Origin of the sequence: Streptomyces sp. SP18BB07 (assembly GCF_036322545.1) — a bacterium.
Taxonomy (GTDB): Bacteria; Actinomycetota; Actinomycetes; order Streptomycetales; family Streptomycetaceae; genus Streptomyces; species Streptomyces deccanensis.
Genome location: NZ_JAQYWT010000363.1, coordinates 232,780 through 258,461 on the forward strand (window position 1 = coordinate 232,780; position 25,682 = coordinate 258,461).

Annotated in this window: 20 protein-coding genes; 10 read left to right on the forward strand and 10 right to left on the reverse strand. The window is 71.6% G+C overall.

Going from position 1 to position 25,682, the window contains the following annotated elements; genetic code table 11:
* Together PUR53_RS42235 and PUR53_RS42240 are read right to left on the reverse strand one after the other, a co-directional pair.
* Positions 1-1,278: an MFS transporter gene (locus tag PUR53_RS42235; protein WP_329899323.1), complete on the reverse strand. Its 1,278-nt coding sequence runs from the start codon at positions 1,276-1,278 to the stop codon at positions 1-3.
* Positions 1,279-1,401: 123 nt separating this feature from the next.
* Positions 1,402-2,448: a S66 family peptidase gene (locus tag PUR53_RS42240; RefSeq protein ID WP_329912081.1), complete on the reverse strand. Its 1,047-nt coding sequence runs from the start codon at positions 2,446-2,448 to the stop codon at positions 1,402-1,404.
* 101 nt (positions 2,449-2,549) lie between these two features.
* On the opposite strand from PUR53_RS42240, the gene aroQ reads away from it, so the two are divergent.
* The gene (gene aroQ, locus PUR53_RS42245) at positions 2,550-3,023 is read left to right on the forward strand and encodes a type II 3-dehydroquinate dehydratase (RefSeq protein ID WP_045560964.1); all 474 of its coding nucleotides are present in this window, start codon (positions 2,550-2,552) and stop codon (positions 3,021-3,023) included.
* 85 nt (positions 3,024-3,108) lie between these two features.
* Here aroQ and PUR53_RS42250 read toward each other — a convergent pair whose 3' ends face one another.
* The 5 genes from PUR53_RS42250 to PUR53_RS42270 form a co-directional block, all read right to left on the reverse strand.
* The gene (locus tag PUR53_RS42250) at positions 3,109-3,900 is read right to left on the reverse strand and encodes an amino acid ABC transporter ATP-binding protein (RefSeq protein ID WP_329912082.1); all 792 of its coding nucleotides are present in this window, start codon (positions 3,898-3,900) and stop codon (positions 3,109-3,111) included.
* Positions 3,897-4,814, reverse strand: coding sequence for an amino acid ABC transporter permease (locus tag PUR53_RS42255; RefSeq protein ID WP_329899117.1), 918 nt, complete (start codon positions 4,812-4,814; stop codon positions 3,897-3,899). Before PUR53_RS42255 ends, PUR53_RS42250 begins: the two co-directional genes overlap by 4 nt.
* Complete coding sequence (locus PUR53_RS42260; RefSeq protein WP_329912083.1) at positions 4,811-5,710, reverse strand: ABC transporter substrate-binding protein; 900 nt, start codon at positions 5,708-5,710, stop codon at positions 4,811-4,813. Before PUR53_RS42260 ends, PUR53_RS42255 begins: the two co-directional genes overlap by 4 nt.
* Positions 5,711-6,035: 325 nt before the next feature.
* Complete coding sequence (locus PUR53_RS42265; RefSeq protein WP_239753338.1) at positions 6,036-6,692, reverse strand: MBL fold metallo-hydrolase; 657 nt, start codon at positions 6,690-6,692, stop codon at positions 6,036-6,038.
* A 9-nt stretch (positions 6,693-6,701) separates the two neighbouring features.
* The gene (locus PUR53_RS42270; protein WP_329912084.1) at positions 6,702-7,388 is read right to left on the reverse strand and encodes a maleylpyruvate isomerase family mycothiol-dependent enzyme; all 687 of its coding nucleotides are present in this window, start codon (positions 7,386-7,388) and stop codon (positions 6,702-6,704) included.
* Positions 7,389-7,616: 228 nt separating this feature from the next.
* Between PUR53_RS42270 and uvrA the strand changes: the two genes are divergently transcribed.
* Positions 7,617-10,670, forward strand: a complete 3,054-nt coding sequence (gene uvrA, locus PUR53_RS42275) for an excinuclease ABC subunit UvrA (RefSeq protein ID WP_329912085.1) — start codon at positions 7,617-7,619, stop codon at positions 10,668-10,670.
* A gap of 182 nt (positions 10,671-10,852) precedes the next feature.
* Here uvrA and PUR53_RS42280 read toward each other — a convergent pair whose 3' ends face one another.
* From PUR53_RS42280 to PUR53_RS42290, 3 genes are all read right to left on the reverse strand, one after another.
* On the reverse strand, positions 10,853-11,794 hold the full coding sequence (locus PUR53_RS42280) for a carbohydrate kinase family protein (RefSeq protein ID WP_329912086.1): 942 nt from the start codon (positions 11,792-11,794) through the stop codon (positions 10,853-10,855).
* 113 nt (positions 11,795-11,907) lie between these two features.
* A complete protein-coding gene (locus PUR53_RS42285; protein ID WP_329912087.1) occupies positions 11,908-12,900 on the reverse strand; it encodes a hypothetical protein in 993 nt (330 codons plus the stop codon).
* Between the two features lie 228 nt (positions 12,901-13,128).
* Positions 13,129-13,503, reverse strand: coding sequence for a response regulator (locus PUR53_RS42290; protein WP_329899123.1), 375 nt, complete (start codon positions 13,501-13,503; stop codon positions 13,129-13,131).
* Positions 13,504-13,707: 204 nt separating this feature from the next.
* On the opposite strand from PUR53_RS42290, the gene PUR53_RS42295 reads away from it, so the two are divergent.
* The 8 genes from PUR53_RS42295 to whiA all read left to right on the forward strand — a co-directional run bounded on the left by PUR53_RS42295 (position 13,708) and on the right by whiA (position 25,579).
* Positions 13,708-15,102: an ABC transporter substrate-binding protein gene (locus PUR53_RS42295; RefSeq protein WP_329912088.1), complete on the forward strand. Its 1,395-nt coding sequence runs from the start codon at positions 13,708-13,710 to the stop codon at positions 15,100-15,102.
* Positions 15,099-16,499 (forward strand): ABC transporter substrate-binding protein, encoded by a 1,401-nt coding sequence (locus tag PUR53_RS42300; RefSeq protein ID WP_443080430.1) that lies wholly within the window; start codon positions 15,099-15,101, stop codon positions 16,497-16,499. The genes PUR53_RS42295 and PUR53_RS42300 overlap by 4 nt, the downstream gene beginning before the upstream one ends.
* Positions 16,500-16,634: 135 nt before the next feature.
* A complete protein-coding gene (locus PUR53_RS42305) occupies positions 16,635-19,316 on the forward strand; it encodes a PAS domain S-box protein (protein WP_329899325.1) in 2,682 nt (893 codons plus the stop codon).
* 307 nt (positions 19,317-19,623) lie between these two features.
* Complete coding sequence (locus tag PUR53_RS42310) at positions 19,624-20,295, forward strand: response regulator transcription factor (protein WP_215454519.1); 672 nt, start codon at positions 19,624-19,626, stop codon at positions 20,293-20,295.
* A 67-nt stretch (positions 20,296-20,362) separates the two neighbouring features.
* A complete protein-coding gene (uvrC, locus tag PUR53_RS42315) occupies positions 20,363-22,456 on the forward strand; it encodes an excinuclease ABC subunit UvrC (protein ID WP_329912089.1) in 2,094 nt (697 codons plus the stop codon).
* Complete coding sequence (gene rapZ / locus PUR53_RS42320) at positions 22,453-23,523, forward strand: RNase adapter RapZ (protein WP_329899126.1); 1,071 nt, start codon at positions 22,453-22,455, stop codon at positions 23,521-23,523. The genes uvrC and rapZ overlap by 4 nt, the downstream gene beginning before the upstream one ends.
* Positions 23,520-24,599, forward strand: a complete 1,080-nt coding sequence (locus PUR53_RS42325; protein ID WP_329899127.1) for a gluconeogenesis factor YvcK family protein — start codon at positions 23,520-23,522, stop codon at positions 24,597-24,599. Before rapZ ends, PUR53_RS42325 begins: the two co-directional genes overlap by 4 nt.
* A complete protein-coding gene (gene whiA, locus PUR53_RS42330) occupies positions 24,590-25,579 on the forward strand; it encodes a DNA-binding protein WhiA (RefSeq protein WP_329899128.1) in 990 nt (329 codons plus the stop codon). The genes PUR53_RS42325 and whiA overlap by 10 nt, the downstream gene beginning before the upstream one ends.
* Positions 25,580-25,682 lie beyond the last annotated feature (103 nt).

A 25,682-nucleotide genomic window follows, 5' to 3' on the forward strand; every position in this document is an offset into this window, starting at 1 on the left:
TCATCCCGCCGCGGGCTCCGCCTCCGCCTGCGTCGTCAGGGGTACGGGCCGGGTCTCCGGCAGCAGGGCGAAGCAGCCCAGGCTCAGCAGGGCGATCCCGGTGAGATAGGCGCCCACACCCCAAGGCACCCGTCCGCCCTGGGCCATGGCGGTGGCCACGATCGGGGTGAGGGCGCCGCCGAGCACCCCGCCGAGGTTGTAGCCGACGGCCGCCCCCGTGCAGCGCACCCGGGGCTCGTACAGCTCGGGCAGGTACGCGGCGATGACGGCGAACATGGTGACGAAGGCGAGCATCGCCACGAGGAAACCGAAGAAGATCAGCAGGGGTTCGCCGGTCGCCAGGAGCGCGACCATGGGGAACATCCACAGCACGGTGACGCCACAGCCGATCAGACACATCGGGCGCCGCCCGTACCGGTCGCCGAGCACCGCCGCCACCGGTGTCAGGGCGCCCTTCACCACGACGGCGCCCATGATGCAGGTCAGCATGACCGTGCGGCTCACCCCGAGGCGTTCCGTGCCGTACGCGAGGGACCAGGTCGTCACGGAGTAGAACACCGCGTACCCGATCGCGAGGGCGCCGGCCGTCAGCAGGACCAGGCGCCAGTGGTCGCGCACCACCTCGGCCAGCGGCACACGCGCGGGCTCGGCGATCTCCAGGAACCGCGGGCTCTCCGTGAGCGAGGACCGCAGCCACAGTCCCGCGAGGGCGAGCACACCGGCCGCCCAGAACGGCACCCGCCAGCCCCAGGCGGCGAACTGGGCCTCCGTCAGGCTCGCCGACAGCGCCAGCATCACCCCGTTGGCCAGCAGGAATCCCACCGCGGGCCCGACCTGGGGAAAGCTCGACCACAGTCCGCGGCGGTCGGCCGGAGCGTGCTCCGCCGTCAGCAGCACCGCGCCGCCCCACTCCCCGCCGAGCCCGAGCCCCTGCAGGAAGCGCAGCACGAGCAGGAGGAAGGGGGCGGTGACACCGATCGAGTCGAACGTGGGGACGCAGCCGACGGCCACGGTCGCGCCCCCGGTCAGCAGCAGCGAGGCGACCAGGACCGGCCGCCGTCCGTGCCGGTCCCCGATGTGCCCGAACAGCACCGAGCCGAGCGGACGCGCCACGAACCCGACCCCGAAGGTCGCGAAGGCCGCGAGAGTCCCGGCCAGGGGTGAGAACGTCGGGAAGAACAGCGGCCCCAGGACGAGGGCCGCCGCCGTCCCGTAGACGAAGAAGTCGTAGAACTCGATGGCCGTCCCGGCGAGCGAGGCGGACGCCAGGCGCAGCATGGAAGGCGGTTTCACGGTGCGTGCAGGTTGCATGCCGCCTCAACTACCCCCGGTGACGGGCGGTTACGGGGGCGTGCGGGGGCCCGTGCGTGGCCAAGGTGGTTCAGGTGGCGTCAAGGGGTCTCAGTAGCTCACCGTGATGCGCCGGGCGGGCCCGTCCACCCGGACCACGCCCCCGTAGGGGATGACGACCTGCGGATCGGTGTGCCCGAGGTCCACGTCGAAGACGATCGTGGCGTCGGGGGCGTACGTCCGCATGGCGCGCAGGACGGCCTCCCGCTGCCCGGACGCGTAACGGACCGCCTCCTCCGGAGTGTTGGGCCGGTCGAAGGACCAGGTCTTGGGGCGGCCCATCAGCAGCGCGGAGAAACGGCGCAGCAGGCCGCGTTCGCCCATGTTGCGCAGGGTACGGAACACCTCCTCGCCGCTGGGCAGTTCCTCCGAGGTCTCCAGGAAGAGCACCCCGCCGTCGAACACGGACAGATCGCGCGGCACCTCGCGGTCGGCCATCAGCAGCCAGCCGACGATCTCCAGACAGCCGCCCCAACTCCGGCCCTCCACCACGCGGTCGGCGTTCACCCAGGTCCATCCGGAGCCCGGCACCGTCTCCGGCTCCGCGTCGAAGGTCGCCGGGTCGGCCCAGTCGCGGTCGATGTCGTTGAAGCGCCCGGCGGGCCGCAGTTCGTACGGGCCCGAGGTGAACAGGGCCGCGCGCAGGGAGTCGGCGGTCAGCGGCTCCATGGCGCCGGGCCTGCCCAGCGCGGTCATCACGGTGCCGCCGTGGTAGCCGACGATCCCAGTGTTGTGCAGATACGCCAGCAGGTTGGTGTTGTCGCTCAGTCCGAAGAACGGCTTGGGGTTGGCCCGCAGCAACTCCCGGTCCAGGAAGGGCAGCACGGTGATCTGGTCGTCGCCACCGATCGACGTCAACACCGCCTTGACGTCCGGGTCGGCGAAGGCCGCGTGCAGGTCGTCCGCCCGCTCCCTCGGCGTCGTGCCCATCTTCCGTGTCGTCGGATACTCGACCGGCACGAGACCGTACTCCTCGCGCAGCCGCTTCAGGCCCAGTTCGAAGGGGCGCGGGAAGAGCTCCGGCAGGCCGGCACCCGGCGAGACGACGGCGACCCGGTCACCGGGGGAGGGCTTGGGAGGGTACGAGGGCGTGGTCATGCGGGGAGGGTACGGCCTCCTGCCGCACGGTTTCACCGTGATAAACCGGGGGCGAGCGGCGGCCCCGACGGGCCGCCCACCCCGAACGGACCGGAGGAACCGTGCCCCGCAGCCTGGCCCACGCCCCGATCATGATTCTCAACGGCCCCAACCTGAACCTCCTGGGACAGCGCCAGCCCGAGATCTACGGCTCGGACACCCTCGCCGACGTCGAGGCGATGTGCGCCAAGGCGGCGGCCGCGCACGGCGGCACGGTGGACTTCCGGCAGTCCAACCACGAGGGCGAACTGGTCGACTGGATCCACGAGGCCCGGCTCCACCACAGCGGGATCGTCATCAACCCGGGCGCCTACTCGCACACCTCCGTGGCGATCCTGGACGCCCTCAACACCTGTGACGGGCTGCCGGTGCTGGAGGTGCACATCTCCAACATCCACCAGCGCGAGACGTTCCGGCACCACTCGTACGTCTCCCTGCGGGCCGACGGGGTGATCGCCGGGTGCGGGGTGCAGGGCTATGTGTTCGGCGTGGAGCGGGTCGCCGCGCTCGCCGGGGCGGGCCGGGCGGACGCCTGAGCCCCGCGGCCGACGCCGTCGAGACGGGGGCGTGCCCTGCGCGGTAATGCCCGATCTCCTGGCAGGCGCCCCTTACCGGCTCGCCTTACAGGCGGCCCGCCTCGACGATCCGGCGCAGGAACAGACGCGTCCGTTCCCGTTGCGGGTCGCCGAAGACCTGGTCGGCGGTGCCGCGTTCGAGCACGACGCCTCCGTCCAGGAAGCAGACCTGGTCGGCGACGTCGCGGGCGAAGCCCATCTCGTGCGTGGCCAGCACCATGGTCATGCCGTCGGCCTTCAGATCACGGACGACGTTCAGGACCTCGCCGACCAGCTCCGGGTCGAGGGCCGCGGTGATCTCGTCGAGGAGCAGCAGCCGGGGGCGTACGGCCAGGGCGCGCACGATCGCCACGCGCTGCTGCTGACCGCCGCTGAGCCGGTCGGGATAGGCGCCCGCCTTTCCGCTCAGCCCCAGCCGGTCCAGGAGGCCCCGGGCCCGCTCCTCGGCCTCCGCGCGGGGAACGCCGTGCACCCGGCGCGGGGCGAGAGTGATGTTGTCCAGCACCGTCATGTGCGGGAACAGGTTGTACGACTGGAAGACCACGCCGATACGCCGCCGGACCGCGTCCTGGTCGACGCGCGGGTCGGTGATCTCCTCGCCGTCCAGCCAGATCGCCCCGTCGTCGATGTCCTCCAGGAGGTTGGCGCAGCGCAGCAGCGTCGACTTGCCGGACCCGGAGGCGCCGATCAGCGCGGTCACGGAGTGCGGGGCGACCTCCAGATCGACGTCCCGCAGCACGACCGAGCCGCCGAAGGTCTTGCGCACGGACTCCATCCGCAGCACGGGGGCGCCCTCAAAGGCCTGCCCGGACTCCACGGTGTCACGGCTGTCGCTCATGTCGTCCCTCCCTGCGCCCGCTGCCGGTCCATACGGGCCGTGACCCAGTCGGTGAAGCGGGTCATCGGGATGGTCAGGGCGACGAAGACCAGTCCCGCGACGATGTAGGGCGTGTAGTTGAGGCTGCGGCCCACGATGATGTCGGCGGCGCGTACCGCGTCGATCGCACCGCCGATCGAGACCAGGCCGGTGTCCTTCTGCAGCGACACGAGGTCGTTGAGCAGCGGCGGCACCTGACGGCGTACCGCCTGGGGGAGCACGACGTGCCGCAGGGCCTGCCGGTTGGTCAGGCCCAGTGAGCGGGCCGCCGCGCGCTGCGAGGGGTGCACGGACTCGATGCCGGCGCGGAACACCTCGGCGACGTACGCCGAGTACGTGAGCGTCAGGGCGGTGCCGCCGAGGAGGACCGGGTCGACGGTCACTCCCTGGAGGCGGAGCGCGGGGACGCCCAGGACCACGATCATCAGGTTGATGATCAGCGGCAGGCCGCGGAAGAAGTCGGTGTACGCGGCCGCCAGCGCCCGCAGGGGGAAGAACACCGGGCCGCGCAGGGTCCGTGCGACGGCGATGAGCATGCCGAGGACGAGCACGGCGACGCCGCAGACCAGCAGCAGCCGTACGTTGAGCCAGAGCCCTTCGAGGACCTTGGGGAGCGCCTCGCGCGCGTACTCCGCGCTGAAGAACGTCTCCTTGGTCCGTGGCCAGCCGGGGGCGTTGACGACGACCAGGTAGAGGACGACGGCCGTGACGAGGGTCGACAGGGCGGCGACGGCGGTGGCGCGGCGGGCCCGGTCGCGCCGGTAGCGCTCCCGGTCCAGCCGCCGGCGCGAGGGGACGTAGCCGTCGTCCGCACCGGACGGGTCACCGCCCTCGCCCGCGTCCTCCGGGCCGGGCTCCTGCTTCACGACCGTCACTTGAGGACCGGGGCGTCGACGGCGTCGGAGAGCCACTCCTGCTCGATCTTCGCCAGTGTGCCGTCCTCACGCAGGGCGTCCACGGCGGTCGTCACGCAGGACGTGAGGGCGCTGCCCCTGTCGAGGACGAGCCCGAACTGCTCGGGCGTGCCGCCCTGGTTCTCGAACTGGCCGACGATCTTCGCGTCCGTCACCTCGGCCGAGGTGATGTAGAACGCTGTCGGCAGGTCGACCACGATCGCGTCGATCTGGCCGTTCTTCAGAGCGGACTTGGCCTGGTCGTTCTTCGCGTACGCGGCGGCGTCCCGGGTCGGTTTCACCACGTCCTGGATGTAGTTCAGGCTGGTGGTGCCGACCTGGGCGCCCAGACGCAGCTTCCTGAGGTCCGCGATGCCCGTCGCCTTCGCGGCGGCGGAGCCCTTGAGCGCGACGACGGCCTGGCGCACGTCGTAGTAGCCGGACGAGAAGTCGACGGCCTTCTTGCGCTCGTCGCTGATCGAGACCTGGTTGATGTCGAAGTCGAAGGTCTTCGCCCCCGGCGCGAAGGCCTTGTTGAAGGGCACGCTCTGCCAGACGACATCGGCCTCGTCGTAGCCGAGCTGCTTCGCCACGGCGTAGGCGACCGCCGACTCGAAGCCCTCGCCGTTCTTCGGGTCGTCGTCCTTGAACCAGGGTTCGTACGCCGGTTCGTCGGTGGCGACGGTCAGCTTGCCGGACGTCTTCGTGCTCAAGTCGCCCTTGGCGCAGGAGGATCCGGACGCCGAGGTGGAGGCCGAGCCGGAGGCGTCCTCCTCCGGCTGCGGGGCGCAGCCCACCGCGACGACGGCGAGCAGGGTGGCTATGGCGGCGGGGACGGCACGGCGCGGGGAGCGCGCGGTTCGCAGGACAGGACGCATGGCGTGAGATTGGCAGCGCTATGTGCTGTCTGTCGAGGTCACGCGGGTGTTTGTCCGCATTCTGGGAACGGGTGTTGCGGCTGCGTGAACGCGTGCGACCGAGTGGGCGGGGCCGCCGGCCGAGGGCGGGGTTGGTGAGGCCGGCGGCCCATCCGCGCGGGAGCCGTCATCCCGTGCGGACCTGCTTCCAGTGGACTACGCCACGGCGTACGCCGGGAGCGCGCGCGGGACACCGGCGTGTGCGTTCGATTCACACGGGGCGCGTGCGGGAGCGCTCACGCCCCTGACCGGTCGTCCCCCCAACTGCCCTACGGCACCGGGGAGTTCACCAGCCCCGTGCGCGCCACTCCGGCAGGTGCGGGCGCTCCGCGCCGAGCGTCGTGTCGTTGCCGTGGCCCGGGTAGACCCAGGTCTCGTCGGGCAGCACGTCGAAGATCTTGGTCTCGACGTCGTGGATCAGGCTGGCGAACGCCTCCGGGTCCTTACGGGTGTTGCCGACGCCGCCGGGGAAGAGGCAGTCCCCGGTGAACACATGCGGATGCCCGTGCGGGTCGTCGTAGACCAGGGCGATCGAGCCCGGCGTATGACCCACCAGGTGGCGCGCGGTGAGCTCCACGCGCCCCACCCGGATCGTGTCCCCGTCGCCGACGGGCACGTCGGTCGGCACCGGGATGCCCTCGGCGTCGTCCCGGCCCGCGTACGTACGGGCGCCGGTGGCCGCCACGACCTCGGCGAGCGCCTGCCAGTGGTCGCCGTGCTGGTGCGTGGTGACGACGGAGGCGATGCCGTCGTCGCCGATCAGGGTGAGCAGGGTGCGGGCGTCGTTCGCGGCGTCGATCAGCAGTTGCTCGTCGGTGGCGCGGCAGCGCAGCAGATAGGCGTTGTTGTCCATCGGGCCCACCGCGACCTTGGAGATCATCAGGTCCGGCAGCTCGTGCACATCCGCAGGACCGCCGACCTTCACCGCTCCGCTGTACGTCATGACAGCAGCCTATAGCGGGGGCAGCGAGGGGAGCGCGCCTCCTTCGACGCGCAGCGCGGTGCCGTCGCGGCGGCCGGCGAGCCAGCCGAGGAGTGCCGGCGCGGTCCCGGTCACCGTCACCCCGGATCCGGAGGGAGCGCTACCGGTGGTCCACGCGCGCGTGCCGTCCGTCACGTGGGTGAGCGGCACGTCGGGATGACCGGCGAACCGGTCGACGAGGAAGGCGATCTCCCGCTCCATGAACTCCTCCGGTAGATCCTCCAGCTCGTACCCGATCCCCAGATCCACGTGGTGGAGCTCCACCTCGATCCACCGCCGGAACGGCACCCGCGACGCGGAGTCCGTGACCCCGTTGCGCAACTCCACCGTCCGGGACCAGTCACTGAGGGTCGAAGCGGCGTCCTGGAGGCGGTCGGCGCTGTCGCGCACGTCGGCGAGCTGTGTCTTCAGAGGTCGGCGCGCGTCCCGCTCGATGTCGGCGTCCCGGGCGTCGCCCGAGGTGTACATCGGGCGTCCTGCGAAGACGTTCACCAGCGCGTCGGCGTTGCGGGCGAGGTGGGCGAGGACGTGACCACGGGTCCAGTCGGGCAGCCGTGACGGCTGGGTCACAGCGGCGTTGTCCAGGCGGGCGGCTGCGGTGAGGAGCCGGTCCGTCGCTTCACGTACAGAGGCCAGGTCACGCGCGTGATCCATCATGCCGTCGACCCTAGCCTCGGCCACACCATCGGGTGAAGGTGGCGGAGCACGGCCGGAAATCGAATGCGCGTGCTATATGGTCGGTCGTGGCGTCGGGCATGCTGGAAGGCCCGGGATTGTTGTGGGAACGGGGAAACAGGACCGGCGCTGTCAGTGGCTCCCCCTAGTCTGTGGAGGACGGGGGCTCCCGGGCCCCTGTCACTTCACTCAAGAAAGGTGCGGACCGGCGTGGCCGACCGTCTCATCGTCCGTGGCGCGCGCGAGCACAACCTGAAGAACGTCTCGCTCGACCTGCCACGCGACTCGCTCATCGTCTTCACGGGCCTGTCGGGGTCGGGCAAGTCCTCGCTGGCCTTCGACACGATCTTCGCCGAGGGGCAGCGCCGGTACGTCGAGTCGCTCTCCTCCTACGCCCGGCAGTTCCTCGGGCAGATGGACAAGCCGGACGTCGACTTCATCGAGGGTCTGTCCCCTGCGGTCTCCATCGACCAGAAGTCGACCTCGCGCAACCCGCGCTCGACGGTCGGCACCATCACCGAGGTCTACGACTACCTGCGCCTGCTCTTCGCGCGCATCGGCAAGCCGCACTGCCCCCAGTGCAGCCGGCCGATCTCCCGTCAGTCGCCGCAGGCCATCGTCGACCGGGTGCTGGAGCTGCCCGAGGGCAGCCGCTTCCAGGTGCTGTCCCCGCTCGTGCGGGAGCGCAAGGGCGAGTTCGTCGACCTCTTCGCGGACCTCCAGACCAAGGGGTACAGCCGCGCCCGGGTGGACGGCGAGACCGTCCAGCTCTCCAGCCCGCCCACCCTGAAGAAGCAGGAGAAGCACACCATCGAGGTGGTCGTCGACCGCCTTACGGTGAAGGACTCCGCCAAGCGCCGCCTCACCGACTCCGTGGAGACCGCCCTCGGCCTCTCCGGCGGCATGGTCGTGCTCGACTTCGTCGACCTCCCCGAGGACGACCCCGAGCGTGAGCGCATGTTCTCGGAGCATCTGTACTGCCCGTACGACGACCTGTCCTTCGAGGAGCTGGAGCCCCGCTCCTTCTCCTTCAACTCGCCCTTCGGCGCCTGCCCCGACTGCTCCGGCATCGGTACGCGCATGGAGGTCGACCCCGAGCTGATCGTCCCGGACGAGGACAAGTCGCTCGACGAGGGCGCCATCCACCCCTGGTCGCACGGCCACACCAAGGACTACTTCGGCCGCCTCATCGGAGCCCTCGCGGACGCCCTGGGATTCCGGACCGACATCCCCTTCGCCGGGCTCCCGCAGCGCGCGAAGAAGGCCCTGCTGTACGGCCACAAGACCCAGATCGAGGTCCGCTACCGCAACCGGTACGGCCGCGAGCGGGTGTACACGACGGCCTTCGAGGGCGCCGTCCCCTTCGTGAAGCGGCGGCACAGCGAGGCCGAGAGCGACGCCAGCCGTGAGCGCTTCGAGGGCTATATGCGCGAGGTGCCCTGCCCCACCTGTGAGGGCACACGACTGAAGCCGATCGTCCTCGCGGTCACGATCATGGAGAAGTCGATCGCCGAGGTCTCCGCCATGTCGATCAGCGACTGCGCGGACTTCCTGGGCGAGCTGAGGCTGAGCGCCCGTGACAAGAAGATCGCCGAGCGGGTGCTGAAGGAGGTCAACGAACGGCTGCGGTTCCTGGTCGACGTCGGTCTGGACTACCTGTCGCTGAACCGCGCGGCCGGCACGCTCTCCGGCGGCGAGGCCCAGCGCATCCGCCTGGCCACCCAGATCGGCTCCGGCCTCGTCGGCGTGCTCTACGTCCTCGACGAGCCCTCCATCGGTCTGCACCAGCGGGACAACCACCGGCTCATCGAGACCCTGGTCCGGCTGCGCGACATGGGCAACACGCTGATCGTCGTCGAGCACGACGAGGACACCATCAAGATGGCCGACTGGATCGTCGACATCGGCCCCGGCGCGGGTGAGCACGGCGGCAAGGTCGTGCACAGCGGCTCCCTGAAGGAACTGCTCGACAACGCCGAGTCGCAGACCGGGCAGTACCTGTCGGGCCGCAAGGCCATCCCGCTGCCCGACATCCGCCGCCCGCTCGACCCGACCCGGCAGCTCACGGTGCACGGCGCCCGCGAGAACAACCTCCAGGACATCGACGTCTCGTTCCCCCTGGGTGTCTTCACAGCCGTCACCGGCGTCTCGGGCTCCGGCAAGTCGACGCTGGTCAACGACATCCTGTACACCCACCTGGCCCGCGAGCTGAACGGCGCCCGAAGCGTCCCCGGACGGCACACGCGCGTGGACGGCGACGACCTCGTCGACAAGGTCGTGCACGTCGACCAGTCGCCGATCGGCCGGACGCCCCGCTCCAACCCGGCCACGTACACCGGTGTCTTCGACCACGTGCGCAAGCTGTTCGCCGAGACCACCGAGGCGAAGGTCCGCGGCTATCTGCCCGGGCGCTTCTCCTTCAACGTCAAGGGCGGCCGCTGCGAGAACTGCGCGGGCGACGGCACCATCAAGATCGAGATGAACTTCCTCCCGGACGTCTACGTCCCGTGCGAGGTCTGCCACGGCGCCCGGTACAACCGGGAGACGCTGGAGGTCCACTACAAGGGGAAGTCCATCGCCGATGTGCTGAACATGCCGATCGAGGAGGCGACCGACTTCTTCGAGGCCGTCCCCGCGATCGCCCGCCACCTCAGGACCCTCAAGGACGTCGGCCTCGGCTACGTCCGGCTCGGCCAGGCCGCGACCACCCTGTCCGGCGGCGAGGCACAGCGTGTGAAGCTCGCGAGCGAACTGCAGAAGCGCTCCACCGGCCGCACGGTCTACGTCCTGGACGAGCCGACCACCGGTCTGCACTTCGAGGACATCAGCAAGCTCCTCACGGTGCTGTCCGGCCTGGTCGACAAGGGCAACACGGTCATCGTCATCGAGCACAACCTCGACGTCATCAAGACCGCCGACTGGGTCGTCGACATGGGGCCCGAGGGCGGCGCCGGCGGTGGCCTCGTCATCGCGGAGGGCACGCCCGAGCAGGTTGCCGGGGTTCCGGCCAGCCACACGGGCAAGTTCCTGCGGGAGATCCTCGGCGCCGACCGGATCAGTGACGCGGCCCCGGTGAAGGCCCCGCGCAAGGCCGCGGCGAAGAAGACCGTCGCCGCCGGCTCGACGGCACGGAAGACGACGACGGCCCGGACCACCACGGCGGCGAAGACGTCGGCGGCCAAGTCCACGGCAGCCAAGAAGGCCGCCGCGACCGCGAAGAAGGCCGCTCCCGCGAAGAAGACCACGCGGGCGCCCAAGGCCTGAGGCGTCCGAGCGGCGAGCGCAGTCGCAGCCGAAAGAACACGGCGGCCCGTGGGAACTCCCCACGGGCCGCCACCCGTTCACGCGCCGCCCGCGCCGCCCGCGCCGCCCGCGCCGCCCGCGCCGCCCGCGCCGCCCGCGCCGCCCGCGCCGCCCGCGTCGCCCGCGCGACACTCGGCCTGTTGTCAGCCCTCCCGGGATTCGGAGGTGAGGGGGCGCAGCTCGCCCACCTCCGCCGCGTACGGCGGTTCCGCGCCCGCTCGGGAGCAGGTGATCGCCGCCGCGCGGGCCGCGAAGCGCAGCAGGCGGGTCCAGTCCTCGGCGCCCAGAGCCGCGAGGGCCGTGGCGGAGAGGGCGTCCCGGGCCGCCAGACCGTGCAGGAGGGCCGCGTTGACGGTGTCACCGGCTCCGATGGTGTCGACGACGTCGATCTTCTCGCCCGGTACGGAGTGCTCCCCGCCGGCCCGGGTGTGCACGGTCAGCCCGTCGCCGCCGTGGGTGATGACGACGGCGGCGGGGCCGGAGTCCAGCCACAGACGCGGGGTGCCGCCCAACCACCGGGCGTCCTCCTCGGAGAGCTTGAGCAGCGACACCGAGGGCAGCCAGCTCAGGAAACGGGCCCGATAGGCGTCCGCGTCCGGGATCAGACCCGGCCGGACGTTGGGGTCGAGCGCGGTGAACACCCCCTGGGCGGCGGTCGAGTGGAGCAGCTTCTCGTACGCGCTCGCGCCAGGCTCCAGGACCAGCGAGCAGGTGCCGAAGGAGACGGCCCGGGTGTCCTGGGGAAGCCGGTCGGGTGTCTCGAACAGGCGGTCGGCACTGCCCTCGACGTAGAAGGAGTAACGGGCCGAGCCGTCCGTGCCGATCGAGGCCAGGGCGAGGGTCGTGGGCTCGGGGCCCCGCTGCACGGCGGCCACGTCCACGCCGGCCTCGCGCAGACCGGTCAGCAGGGCCTCTCCGTACACGTCGTACGACACCCGGGAACAGAAGGCGGTGGGGGAGCCGAGACGGCCGAGCGCCACGGCCGTGTTGTAGGGGCCGCCGCCGCGGGCCGGCCGCAGATCCACGAGCGCGCCCGCGCCTTGCGGGACGAGGTCGATCAGGGCTTCACCGGCGACGACGATCACGAGGCGGATCCTTTCTGGGGGCTGTCGGCCGGAAAGTATCGCAAAGGCGTGCGCCTTGCGATGGACGCCCGCCTCGTCGCCGGGCCCTCTCGCGGCGGTTCAGACCCGGCCGCTCACTCCCAGTCCCAGCCGATCCCCACGATCCCCGTCCGCACCCGGGGTTCCACGAGGTGCACCGAGCGGTGGAGGCCGCTCAGGGCGAGGTTCTGCCGGCCGCCGCGCGGGGCCGCGGCGGAGTGCTGGCTGAAGCGGTGGCATCGCAACGGCAGGGCACGCTCGTCGAAGCGGACCTGGAGGGCGTACTGGCCGCCCGTGGAGCGGAAGTCGCGGACGTACTCGGTGCAGACACCGGCCGTGCCGTCGTCGAAGCCGTAGCGGAACAGATGGGTGTCGCCGCTGCGCAGCCGGGTGTCGAAGAGAAGCTCGGCGACCAGGACACCGGTGTCCCGGTCCCAGCGCACCCGTCCCCTGCGGCAGTTCTCCAGGGCACGGACGGCCATCCGCTCCGGCGCGCAGCCCGGGTCGCCGTGGTGGACGGCCACATAGCGGTCCACACCGTCCTTGTGGGCGCGCACGATCTGCTGGGACTCGCGGCCGAGCAGCTCCCGACCGGCACCGATCCGGACCCGCTCGTGGTGGCCGACGGTGTGCACCCCGCCGTGGAGCGGCACCTCCAGTTCGGCGAGGAGTCGTTCGAGGACGCCGGAGGCCTCCACGACGGAGCGGTACGAGCGGCCGGCGGGGCGCTCCGGCCCGGACGGTTCGTCGTCCCGGGCGAGCAGCCGGATCAGCGACTCGTCCGGGAGCTGGAGGATCTCCTCCAGCGCCCGGACCGCCCGCAGCGACTCGGGCCGCTGCGGGCGCCGGGCACCCTGCTGCCAGTAACTCAGGCTGGTGACGCCGACCTTGACCCCGTGGCGTGTCAGATGGTGCTGCACGCGCTGCAGCGGCAGTCCGCGGGCGGCGATCGCGGCGCGCAGGGCGACATGGAAGGGGCCGCCCCGCAGGGCCGACTCCAGCTCCCCCGTGGCGACGGCTGCGACGTCCGCGACGGCTGCGACGTCCGTGACCGCCGCGACGTCCGCGTGCTCTGTGGCGTGCCGCATGCAGGGACCTTTCCGTAGACGAGTGCGAGTGCGCGACGCGTGCTCGGGACCGCGCGTGCCGATCGGGCGCCCGGCGGACGCTCGGGGCTCCAGGAACCCCGGGCGGCCGTCCGTCTTCACATCCGTACGACCGCGTTCCACGCCCCGAGTTCCTCCGCATTGAAGCGTGTTGACCAAGTCCCGACAACACCTGCCGCGTGACATGGCCGGACACCGTCGCCGGGATCCTCACCGAGCGGGCGGCCCGTGATCGGGCCCCGACAGGTCCCGCAGCGCCTGTCCCGAGAGCTTCGACTTGTGCACGAAACCCCGGGCCGGACTGGCGGCGACCAGTTCCTGGATGTCGTCCAGCGGGTGCGTGGAGATGAGGACGATGGCGGAGGCCGCCGTGCGCGCGAGCCTCGGCGCGAGCTCCAGTCCGCTCTCGCCGGCGAGGTCGATGTCCAGCAGCACCAGATCCGGGGCCAGTTCCACGGCCCGTGCCAGCGCCTCCGCGCCGGTGGACGCCACACCGACGACGTGGACGCCGTCGCGTTCCAGCAGCGTACGGGCGGCCTCCAGGAACCGGGCACTGTCATCGACGATGAGACAGCGCATGGACATGGGCACAGCCTCCCAAGGGGGTAAGGGGCATGCATTCCGGCTAGCCGTAAAGTGTCGTCGCCGACGGACACCCGTCAGCGGGAAAGTGCCGAAGTCCTGTGCCGGGTCGACGCGTTCACCCTCACTCAGGGAATCGCACGCGACACAAGGAGTAGCATGTCGTCGCCCTGGGGGCCGTGCCGTCCGGTCGAGTGGGGGTGTGCGATGCAGACGCAACGCCGGGACCTCGGAAAACGTCCTGTCCGCCGTGCCCTGATGTCGGGCGCGGCGGCCGTCGTGCTGCTCCTGGCCGGCTGCGGTGCCGGTGACGGCGACGGCCGGGTGGACGAGGAGAACAAGGCGGCGGGCGACACGACCTGCGACGGCAGGATCGACGGTACCGCCCACATCACGATGTGGTTCCACGCGGGCCAGAGCGGCGAGCAGACCACGCTCAAGCGTCAGGTCAAGGAGTTCAACAGAGCCCAAAAACAGGTACGGGTCGAACTGGTCACCCTGCCCGAGCAGCGCCCGTACACCGAACTGGTGCTGTCCGCGGCGGCCAGCGGTGATCTGCCCGACCTGCTCGACTTCGACGGCCCGAACCTCTACAGCTACGCCTGGTCCGGCACGCTCAGGCCGATCGACTCCTGCGTACCCGAGAGGATCAGGAAGGACCTGCTGCCCTCCCTCCGGGAACAGGGCACGTACGACGGCCGGTTGTGGGGGGTCGGCACGTTCGACTCCGGACTCGGCCTGTACGTACGGCCGTCGGTGCTGAAGGACGCGGGTGTGCGCATCCCGAAGGGCGTCGACGACGCCTGGACCGCCGACGAGCTGACCGGGATCCTGCGCACCCTGCGCGAGGCGGGCTACGAGGCGCCGCTCGACCTGAACTTCATCGACTCCCGGACCGCCGACGAGTGGAACACCTACGCCTTCGCGCCGGCCGTGTGGTCCGCGGGCGGCGACCTGATCGACCCCGAGGAGTTCCGCACGGCCGACGGGTTCCTCAACAGCCCCGAGTCCGTCGAGGCGCTCTCCACCATGCAGCGCTGGGTGGAGGAGGGATATGTCGACCGGGACCGGAAGAAGGACAAGAGCGCCTTCGTGAAGGGCCGCACGCCCATCTCCTGGATGGGCCACTGGAAGTACGGGGAATTCAGCGAGGCGCACCCCGGAGACGTGGCGATCGTGCCGCTGCCCGACTTCGGCACGGGGAGCGTCACCGGCATGGGTTCCTGGCAGTGGGGCATCCCCTCCGGGGACGCGGACGGCGACGCGGTGTGGCGCTTCCTGGAGTACCTGCTGCGCCCCGAGCAGGTGGCCAGGATGAGCGAGGCCAACGGCGCGATCCCGGGGACCGAGGGAGCCGTGAAGCTCTCCCCGCTGTACGACGAGGACGGCGCGGAGCGGCTGTTCATCGAGCAGCTGCGCGGCGGCGCCGCCCGGCCCAGACCGCAGACCCCGGCGTACCCGGCGGTCACCGTCGCCTTCTCGCACGCGGTCGCCGACATCGTCTTCTCCGGAGCGCCCGTCGAGAAGACGCTGGACGACGCTGTCGAGGCCATCGACCAGGACCTCGCCGCCCACGACGGCTACCCGAAGAGCGGTCCGTGACCCGCGCCGCCCGACCCCGGCGAAGCGCACCCCGGCTGCCCGGACGGTTCGGCGCCCCCAGGACGCCCCGCGCCCGGGCGGCACTGCTGCTCTGCATGACCCTGCTGCTCGCGGGCTGCGAAGCGGGCGGGGCCGACGGCGAGCGCCCCCGGCGGGCCGCCGACGCGACCTGTGACGGGCGGATCGACGCCCCCGCACAGATCACGATGTGGTTCCACGAGCCCTCGGCGCGCGGTGAGCTGGAGGCCGTGCGCGCCCAGGTCCGGGCGTTCAACACCGCCCAGGACGAGGTGACGGTCCGCCTCGTCGACGTCCCGGAGGGCGACTACGACGACCTGGTCCACACGGCCGCCGCCGACGGCGAACTGCCCGACCTGCTCGACTTCGACGCGCCGAAGCTGTTCAGCCACGCCTGGGCCGGCCACCTCCGGCCGATCGACTCGTGCGTCCCGGAGTCCCTGCGCGCCGACCTGCTCCCCTCCGTCCTCGAACAGGGCACCTACGGCGGCCGGCTGTGGGGCCTCGGCACGTTCGACTCCGGACTCGGCCTGTACGTACGGCCGTCGGTGCTGAAGAAGGCGGGCGTGCGCGTCCCGAAGGGAGTCTCCGACGCCTGGACCGCCGACGAGTTCACCGGCATCCTGAAGAAGCTGCGCACCCTGGGCTACGACAGGCCCCTCGACCTCCAGCTGCCGTGGGCCGGCACCGAATGGGGCACCTACGGCTTCGCGCCGGCCGTCTGGTCGGCGGGCGGCGACCTGATCGAACGCTCCACCTATCGCACGGCCGACGGAGTGCTCAACGGGCCGCAGACGGTCGAGGCGCTGACGACGCTGCAGGGCTGGGCGAAGGCGGGATACGTGGACGCGAACGAGGACTCCGAGGCCTTCCAGAAGGGCCGAAGTCCCGTGTCCTGGACCGGCCACTGGTGGTACGGGCGCTACACCGAGGCCCACCCGGGCGACGTGGCGATCGTGCCGCTGCCCGACTTCGGCACGGGCAGCGCCACCGGGATGGGTTCCTGGCAGTGGGGCGTGCCCGCGGGCGCGGCCGACGGCGACGCGGTCTGGCGTTTCCTGTCCTTCCTGCTGCGCCCCGACGAAGTCCTGCGGATGACGGACGTCAACGGCGGCATCCCCGCCACCGGCACCGCGATCGAACGCACCGAGGCGTTCGCCGAGGGCGGGCCCGCGCGCCTCTACATAGACCAGCTGCGGAGCGGCACCGCCCGCCCCCGGCCGCAGACCCCCGCCTACCCGGCGATCACCGACGCCTTCGCCGAGGCGTTCGCGAAGATCATGAAGGGAGCGGCGGTACGGCCCGCCCTGGACGAGGCGGTGCGCGCCGTCGACAAGGACCTGGCGGACCACGGCCACTACCCGCCGACCGGACCGTGAGGCCCGGCCGTGCTCCGCCCACCGCCCAGCCGACCAGCCCCCGCGCCGCGCCGCGCGGCGAAGCCGCTACCCCGGCGCGCCGAGGCCGTGGACAACGTCCCGTTCCTGGCCCGGCTGCGCGTCGGCCCCAAGCTGATGCTGCTCGTCCTGCTCCCGGTCACCGTCCTGCTGACCGTCACGGCGTTCACCGCCGTCGCCCAGTGGCGGGAGGCCCGGACCCTGCGCGACTTCGACACCGCCATCGAGGTGTCCTTCGAGATCAGTGAGGTCTCCGACGCCGTCGCCCGCGAGCGGATCGCCGCGGTGGAAGCCCGGCTGAGCGCCGAGCCGGCCACCCTGCGTGAACGGTCGCAGGCCCAGCGGACCACCGACCACGCGCTGCGACGGGCCTTCGAGGAGACCGTCGGCCGGACGGAGTCCGACGACGCCGGGATCCTCGACGCCGTACGCCGCCAGCTGCACGCCCTCAGGGTCCAGACGGGCACCGGGTCGCTGGAGGCGCAGACCGTCGCCCAGCGGTACGAGACCATCGAGAACAAGGTGCTCGACATCGTCTCCGACCTCGAAGCCGGGCGCCCCACCCGGGCCTCGGGCCGAGCGGCGGACGCCCACATCGCGATGCTGCGGGCCGTCGCCGCCGCCGAGAGCGAACGGGCGCAGCTCGCCATCCTCTTCCACGCACCCGGCGACGGACACGCCACCGCCGCCGCGGGCCGCTGGACCGAACTGGAGAAGGCCCAGCTCAGGGCGTTCCAGCAGACCGCCTCGGACGAGCTCAAGGCCGAACTGCACACCGCGATCTTCCGGGCCCCCGGACGCGCGGTCCGCACGGCCCGCGACCTGGTCGCCGACCCCCGGCCCCGGCCCGCCGACTGGCCCTCGTACGAGGACTGGCTCAGCGAGTCCGAGGACTATGCCGACGCCCTGCGCGGCATCCGCGACCGGGCCGCCCGTGAACTCGACGAGACCGCCCACCGCGACCTGCGCACCACCCGCGCCCGGACCTTCACCGAACTGACGGTCTCCCTCGTCGTCCTGGCCTTCGTCACCTTCCTCGCGCTGGCCCTGCGCCGCTCGATCACCCGTCCCCTCGGCGAGGTCTCCGAGGGCGCCCGGGCCCTGTCGGACGGCGACCTCTCGTACGACATCCGCTACGCGGGACGGGACGAGCTCGGCGACGTCGCCGACACGTTCCGCGAGCTGCGCGTGACCAGCGAGCGCCTGGCGGGCGAGATCAGGGACATGAACACGGCGATCGACGCGGGGCGGCTCGGACACCGCGCCGACGTCGACTCCTTCGACGGCACCTGGGCCCAGCTGCTGGGCGGGATGAACGGCACCATGGCCTCCTTCGCCGCGGCCCACGGCCGACGCCGACGCGCCGAACGGGAACTGGAGGGCATCTTCAACCTCTCCCTGGACCTGCTCTGCATCAGCGGCGTCGACGGCTACTTCAAGCGCGTCAACCCGGCCTTCGAACACACTCTGGGCTATCCGGTCCGGACACTGACCTCCCGGCCGTTCCTCGACTTCGTCCACGAGGACGACCGGGACAGCACCCGGGCGGCCATGGCGCTGCTGGCGAGCGGCGCCGAGGTCGCCGAGTTCGAGAACCGCTACCTGCGTGCCGACGGCACCGAGCGCTGGCTCCAGTGGAGCGCCCGGTCGGTCCCCGAGGAGGGCCTCATCTACGCCGCCGCCCGCGACGTGACCGAGAGCCGCCGAGCCGCGCTCGAACAGGCCGCGCTGCGCCGGGTCGCCACCGCGGTCGCGCGCGGCGTGCCGCCGTCCGACGTGTTCGCGACGGTGGCGGAGGAGGTCGCGTCGCTGCTGGGCACGGCCTCGGCCGTCATCCGGTACGAGCCCGACGGCGGCGTGAAGGTCCTCGGGGTCGCGCACGCGCGCGCGAACGAGGTCGAGGCGGCCTGCCTGACCCGCCGGGAGGCGGCTGTCAGGACCATCGACGAGGTGGCCCGGACCCGGTGCGCGGTCCGGGCGGAGACCTCCGTGGGCGCCCCCATCGTCGTCGACGGCCGGATCTGGGGCGTGGTCGTGGCGGCCTCGCTGACCGATCCGCTGCCCGGCGGTGCCGAGTCCCGGCTCGCCGACTTCACCGCGCTGATCGCCACCGCGATCGCCAACGCCGACAGCCGTGATCAGCTGACCGCCTCACGCGCGCGCGTGGTGGCCGCCGGGGACGCCTCACGGCGCCGCATCGAACGCGACCTGCACGACGGCGTCCAGCAGCGCCTGGTCTCCCTCCAACTGGAGCTGCGAATGACGGAGACCTTGGTGGACGACCCCTCCTCGGAACTCGCCCGGCAACTCGACCATCTGGCCAAGGGCCTCGACGACACCTTCCAGGACCTGCTCCAGATCGCCCGGGGCATCCATCCGTCCGTGCTCTCCAAGGGCGGTCTGGGCCCCGCCCTGCGCGCCCTGGCCCGCCGCGCCGCCGTCCCCGTGGAGCTCGACCTCGGATTCGCCCGCACCCGCTTCCCCGAACAGGTCGAGGTGGCCGCGTACTACGTCGTCTCCGAGAGCCTCACCAACGCGGTCAAGCACGCGCGCGCGAGTGTGGTGACCGTGGCGGCCGAGGAACGCGCGGGCGTGCTGGAGCTGCTCATCCGGGACGACGGCGTCGGCGGAGCCGAGCCCGACAAGGGATCGGGACTGATCGGGCTCATCGACCGGGTGGAAGCGACGGGCGGCAGGTTGACGGTCACCAGCCCGCCCGGCGGCGGGACGACGCTGAGCGTGCGGCTGCCGCTGGCCCCGCCCGAGGAAACCGCGACAGCCGTCGCGACGCGGGTGTGACCGCCCGAAGCGTACGCGGTGAGGCCCGTTCAAAGGGGGGAGTCCGGGACTCGGTACGGGCGTACGTTCCGGGCGGTCGAATCGGACGGCGGAGACGGCCGTCCGGCTCTCGGGCATGCGGAGGTCTCGCCGTCTCTCGTCAGAGGCGCCGGTTCCACCCGCGGCTGTGCTTCTTCGAGCATTGCGGGCAAACGTTCAGGTGTCTTCACGGCCCGCCCCCAACTAGGCTTCCGGCTAGCCGTAAGACCATGTTCAGGCAGGCTGTTGGGACGAACGGGACAGGTCGGGCAAGGGGGAGACCGAGACCATGGAGGCCGATCAGCATCCGGTGCGCGGGCGAGTGGTGCTCGCGGACGACGACGTGCTCCTGCGGGAGGGCCTGGCGAGCCTCTGCGAGCGCGTCGGCTACGAGGTGGCCGGGCAGGCTGGCGACGCCGCCGGGCTCCTGGAGCTGGTGGAGAACGAGCTGCCGGACATCGCGATCGTCGACATCCGGATGCCGCCGACGCAGTCCACGGAGGGGTTGAAGGCGGCGCGGGAGATCCGGGAGCGGTATCCGTCCGTCGGGATCCTCGTGCTGTCGGCGTTCGTCGAGGTCGAGGACGCGTTGGAGCTCCTGGCCGGTGGGCGCAGCATCGGATATCTGCTCAAGAGCCGGATCACCGTCGTGGACGAGTTCCTGGAGACGCTGGACCGGATCCGGCGAGGCGGGTCGGTGGTGGATCCGTCGCTGGTGCAGGAACTGGTCGCCGCGCAGCGCCGTGACGATCCGCTGTCGATGCTCAGCAACCGGGAGCGGGAGGTTCTCGGTCTGATGGCGGAGGGGCGGTCCAACGCGGGCATCGGCCGTCGGCTGTGGGTCACCGAGGGGACGGTCGAGAAGCATGTGCGGAGCATCCTGGGGAAGCTGAGACTGCCCGAGGAGCCGGACGACCACCGCCGGGTACTGGCCGTGCTGACCTTCCTGGAGACGCGCTAGGGGCGGGGGACCGGCCCTTGTCCACAGGGCCCCCGTGTTGTCACTCCCCGCCAGTAGGGTGTGGTGCATGGCCGATCCCTCCAGCTACCGCCCCAGTCCGGGACAGATCCCGGACTCCCCCGGGGTGTACAAGTTCCGTGACGAGCACCGCCGGGTGATCTACGTCGGGAAGGCGAAGAGCCTGCGCCAGCGCCTGGCGAACTACTTCCAGGACCTGGCCGGCCTCCACCCGCGCACCCGCTCGATGGTCACCACGGCCGCCTCCGTGGAGTGGACCGTGGTGTCCACGGAGGTCGAGGCGCTGCAGCTGGAGTACTCCTGGATCAAGGAGTTCGACCCCCGGTTCAACGTCAAGTACCGCGACGACAAGAGCTACCCGTACCTCGCGGTCACGATGAACGAGCAGTACCCGCGCGTGCAGGTGATGCGCGGTCACAAGAAGAAGGGCGTGCGGTACTTCGGGCCGTACGCGCACGCGTGGGCGATCCGGGACACCGTCGACCTGCTGCTGCGGGTCTTCCCCGTGCGCACCTGCTCGGCCGGGGTGTTCAAGAACGCGGCCCGCACCGGCCGCCCCTGTCTCCTCGGCTACATCGGCAAGTGCTCGGCCCCCTGCGTCGACCGCGTCTCCGCCGAGGACCACCGCGAACTGGCCGAGGAGTTCAGCGACTTCATGGCCGGGCGCACGGGCACGTACATCCGCCGTCTGGAGAAGCAGATGACGGACGCGGCCGAGGAGATGGAGTACGAGCGGGCCGCCCGGCTGCGGGACGACATCGAGGCCCTGAAGAAGGCCATGGAGAAGAACGCGGTCGTGCTCGCCGACGCGACCGACGCCGACCTGATCGCCGTCGCCGAGGACGAGCTGGAGGCGGCCGTCCAGATCTTCCACGTCCGCGGCGGACGCGTGCGCGGCCAGCGCGGCTGGGTCACCGACAAGGTCGAGGCCGTCACCACCGGTGACCTCGTCGAACACGCGCTCCAGCAGCTGTACGGCGAGGAGACGGGCGACTCCGTGCCCAAGGAGGTCCTCGTCCCGGCGCTGCCCGACCCCCTCGAGCCCGTCCAGGAGTGGCTCACCCAGCGTCGGGGGGCCAATGTCTCCCTGCGCATCCCGCAGCGCGGCGACAAGAAGGCGCTCATGGAGACGGTCGCGCGCAACGCCCAGCAGTCGCTCGTGCTGCACAAGACCAGGCGCGCCTCCGACCTGACCACCCGCTCCCGCGCCCTGGAGGAGATCGCCGAGGCCCTCGACCTGGACAGCGCCCCGCTCAGGATCGAGTGCTACGACATCTCCCACCTCCAGGGCGACGACGTCGTGGCCTCCATGGTCGTCTTCGAGGACGGCCTCGCCCGCAAGAGCGAGTACCGCCGCTTCCAGATCAAGGGTCGTGTCGGAGACACACAGGTCTGGCACGGCGAGGGCCAGGACGACGTCCGCTCCATGCACGAGGTCATCGCCCGCCGCTTCCGGCGGTACCTCGCGGAGAAGGAGAAAACCGGCGAGTGGGTGGAGGAGGACGCCGCCGAATCCGGTGACGGCGGCCCGACGGGCGGTCTCAAGGACGACGACGGCCGTCCCAGACGGTTCGCCTACCCACCTCAGCTCGTCGTCGTGGACGGCGGGCAGCCGCAGGTGGCCGCCGCGCGGCGCGCCCTCGACGAACTGGGCATCGACGACATCGCCGTGTGCGGCCTCGCCAAGCGCCTGGAGGAGGTCTGGGTGCCCGGCGAGGACGACCCCGTGGTCCTGCCCCGCACCAGCGAGGGCCTCTATCTGCTCCAGCGCGTCCGCGACGAGGCCCACCGCTTCGCCATCACCTACCAGCGGACCAAACGCGCCAAGCGGTTCCGGGCGAGCCCCTTGGACGACGTGCCCGGCCTCGGGGAGGCTCGCAAGCAGGCCCTGCTGAAGCACTTCGGTTCGCTGAAGAAGCTGCGTTCCGCGACGATCGAGCAGATCTGCGAGGTTCCCGGCATAGGGCGCAAGACCGCCGAGACGATCGCGGCGGCCCTCGCCCTGGCGACTCCGGCCGCACCCGCCGTGAACACGGCGACCGGAGAGATCATGGAGGAAGAGGAGCCCGGTACGACGGCGGACCCCTCTGGGGAGCCCGTGGCCGCGGGCGCCCCGGACCGGCGGCGAGGGCAGGAGACATGACCGAGCACGACGAGCGCCCGGGCCTCCCGGAACATTCAGAACCCCAGGAGCGCTCAGAGCGTCCAGAAGAACAGCACCACGAGCACACAGCGGAGCGCGGGGCAGCCCACAGCGCGGCGGGCGACGATACCCCGCAGCACCCAGCGCCACACGAAGACGGAGCACACGTGAGTACGGGCAGCGAAACAGCCGGGGTCCCCGAGGCGGCCATCCCCGAGCTGGTCATCATCTCCGGCATGTCCGGTGCCGGACGGTCCACGGCCGCCAAGTGTCTGGAGGACCTCGGCTGGTTCGTCGTCGACAACCTGCCGCCCGCGCTGATCCCCACCATGGTGGAGCTCGGCGCCCGCTCCCAGGGGAACGTGGCCCGGATCGCGGTCGTCGTCGACGTTCGCGGCCGCCGCTTCTTCGACAACCTGCGCGACTCCCTCGCCGACCTGGCCACCAAGCACGTCACCCGGCGAATCGTCTTCCTGGAGTCCTCCGACGACGCCCTGGTGCGCCGCTTCGAGTCGGTGCGCCGCCCGCACCCCCTCCAGGGCGACGGCCGGATCACCGACGGCATCGCCGCCGAGCGGGAGCTGCTGCGCGAGCTGCGCGGCGACGCCGACCTGGTCATCGACACCTCCAGCCTGAACGTGCACGAGCTGCGCGCCAAGATGGACGCCCAGTTCGCCGGCGAGGAGGAGCCCGAGCTGCGGGCCACCGTCATGTCCTTCGGCTTCAAGTACGGCCTCCCGGTCGACGCCGACCTGGTCGTCGACATGCGCTTCCTGCCCAACCCGCACTGGGTCCCGGAGCTGCGCCCGTTCACCGGCCTGAACGAGGAGGTGTCCGCGTACGTCTTCAACCAGCCCGGCGCCAAGGAGTTCCTCGACCGCTACACCGAGCTGCTCCAGATGATCGCCGCCGGCTACCGCCGCGAGGGCAAGCGGTACGTGACCATCGCGGTCGGCTGCACGGGTGGCAAGCACCGCTCGGTCGCCACCTCCGAGAAGCTCGCCGCCCGCCTCGCCTCCCAGGGCGTCGAGACCGTGGTCGTGCACCGGGACATGGGGCGCGAGTGACCGGACCCACCTCGTCCCGGCTGAGCAGGCTGAGCAGACTGCGCCGGGTCGTCCCGGAGGGCCGTACCGACCGGCCCGCCGAGGCCCGCGGGGCCAGGCCGCGCCGCCGGGGAGCCCAGCCCAAGGTCGTCGCGCTCGGCGGCGGCATGGGCCTGTCCGCCTCGCTCGCCGCGCTCCGCCGGATCACCGGCGACCTCACCGCCGTCGTCACCGTCGCCGACGACGGTGGCTCCAGCGGACGCCTCCGTGACGAGCTGGGCGTTCTGCCGCCCGGCGATCTGCGCAAGGCGCTGGCCGCGCTCTGCGGCGACGACGACTGGGGCCAGACCTGGGCCCGCGTCATCCAGCACCGCTTCCAGTCCAAGGGCGACCTGCACGAGCACGCGGTCGGCAATCTGCTGATCGTCGCCCTGTGGGAACAGCTCGGCGACCACGTCCAGGCCCTCGACCTGGTCGGCAGGCTGCTCGGCGCCCAGGGTCGGGTGCTGCCCATGTCCGCGGTCCCGCTGGAGCTCCAGGCACTGGTCAAGGGGCACGACCCGGCCCGCCCGGACGAGGTCGACACCGTGCGGGGACAGGCCACCGTCGCGCTCACCCCCGGCGAGGTCCAGTCCGTGCACGTCGTGCCGCACGACCCGCCCGCCGTCCCCGAGGCCGTGGCGGCGGTCCGCGACGCCGACTGGGTGGTCCTCGGCCCCGGCTCCTGGTTCTCCTCGGTGATCCCGCACCTGCTCGTGCCCGAGCTGCTCGACGCCCTCACCGAGACCAAGGCCCGTCTCGTGCTGTCGCTGAACCTCGCCCCGCAGCCCGGAGAAACCGATGGCTTCTCCCCGCAGCGTCATTTGGAGGTTTTGGCACGACACGCCCCTAAACTCGCCCTGGACGTGGTGCTGGCCGACGAGGCCGCCGTGCCCGACCGCGACTCCCTGACCGACGCCGCCAAACGGTTCGGCGCCGCGGTCGAGCTGGCGCCGGTGGCCCGGACCGACGGATCTCCGCGGCATGACCCGGAGCTGTTGGCCGCCGCGTACGACCGTATTTTTCGGATGCATGGAAGGATCGGCCCATGGCGATGACGGCAGCGGTGAAGGACGAGATCTCTCGGCTACCCGTCACCCGGACCTGCTGCAGAAAGGCGGAGGTCTCGGCGATCCTGCGGTTCGCGGGCGGGCTGCACCTGGTGAGCGGCCGCATCGTGATCGAGGCGGAGCTGGACACGGCGATGGCGGCCCGCCGCCTCAAGCGGGACATCGCGGAGATCTTCGGCCACGGCTCCGAACTGATCGTGATGGCCCCCGGCGGCCTGCGCCGCGGTTCCCGTTACGTCGTCCGGGTGGTCGCCGGCGGTGACCAGCTGGCCCGCCAGACCGGCCTGGTGGACGGCCGGGGCCGCCCGATCCGCGGTCTGCCGCCCCAGGTGGTCTCCGGTGCCACCTGTGACGCGGAGGCGGCCTGGCGCGGCGCCTTCCTGGCCCACGGCTCGCTCACCGAGCCCGGCCGTTCGTCCTCCCTGGAAGTGACCTGCCCGGGCCCGGAGGCCGCCCTCGCGCTGGTCGGCGCCGCCCGTCGGCTGTCGATCGGGGCCAAGGCGCGCGAGGTGCGGGGCGTGGACCGGGTCGTCGTACGCGACGGGGACGCCATCGGCGCGCTCCTGACCCGCCTCGGCGCCCATGAGTCCGTGCTGGCGTGGGAGGAGCGGCGGATGCGCCGCGAGGTCCGGGCCACGGCGAACCGGCTTGCCAACTTCGACGACGCCAACCTGCGCCGCTCGGCGCGGGCCGCCGTCGCCGCCGGCGCCCGGGTGGGCCGCGCCCTGGAGATCCTCGCCGACGACGTCCCCGAGCACCTCGCGGCCGCCGGACGGCTGCGGATGGAGCACAAGCAGGCCTCCCTGGAGGAGCTGGGCGCGCTCGCCGACCCGCCGCTGACCAAGGACGCCGTCGCGGGCCGGATCCGGCGGCTGCTCGCCATGGCCGACAAGCGCGCGTCGGACCTCGGCATCCCGGGGACCGAGGCCAGCCTCACCGAGGAGATGGCCGATAACCTCGTGGGGTGACAGCACCCCTGTACAGCTCAACTCGCCGGTGCCGACACCCATTTGGGTGCTGTCGGCACCGGCCTTCGGCTTTCTGCGTGAATTCCGTGTATGGCCTGTGAGG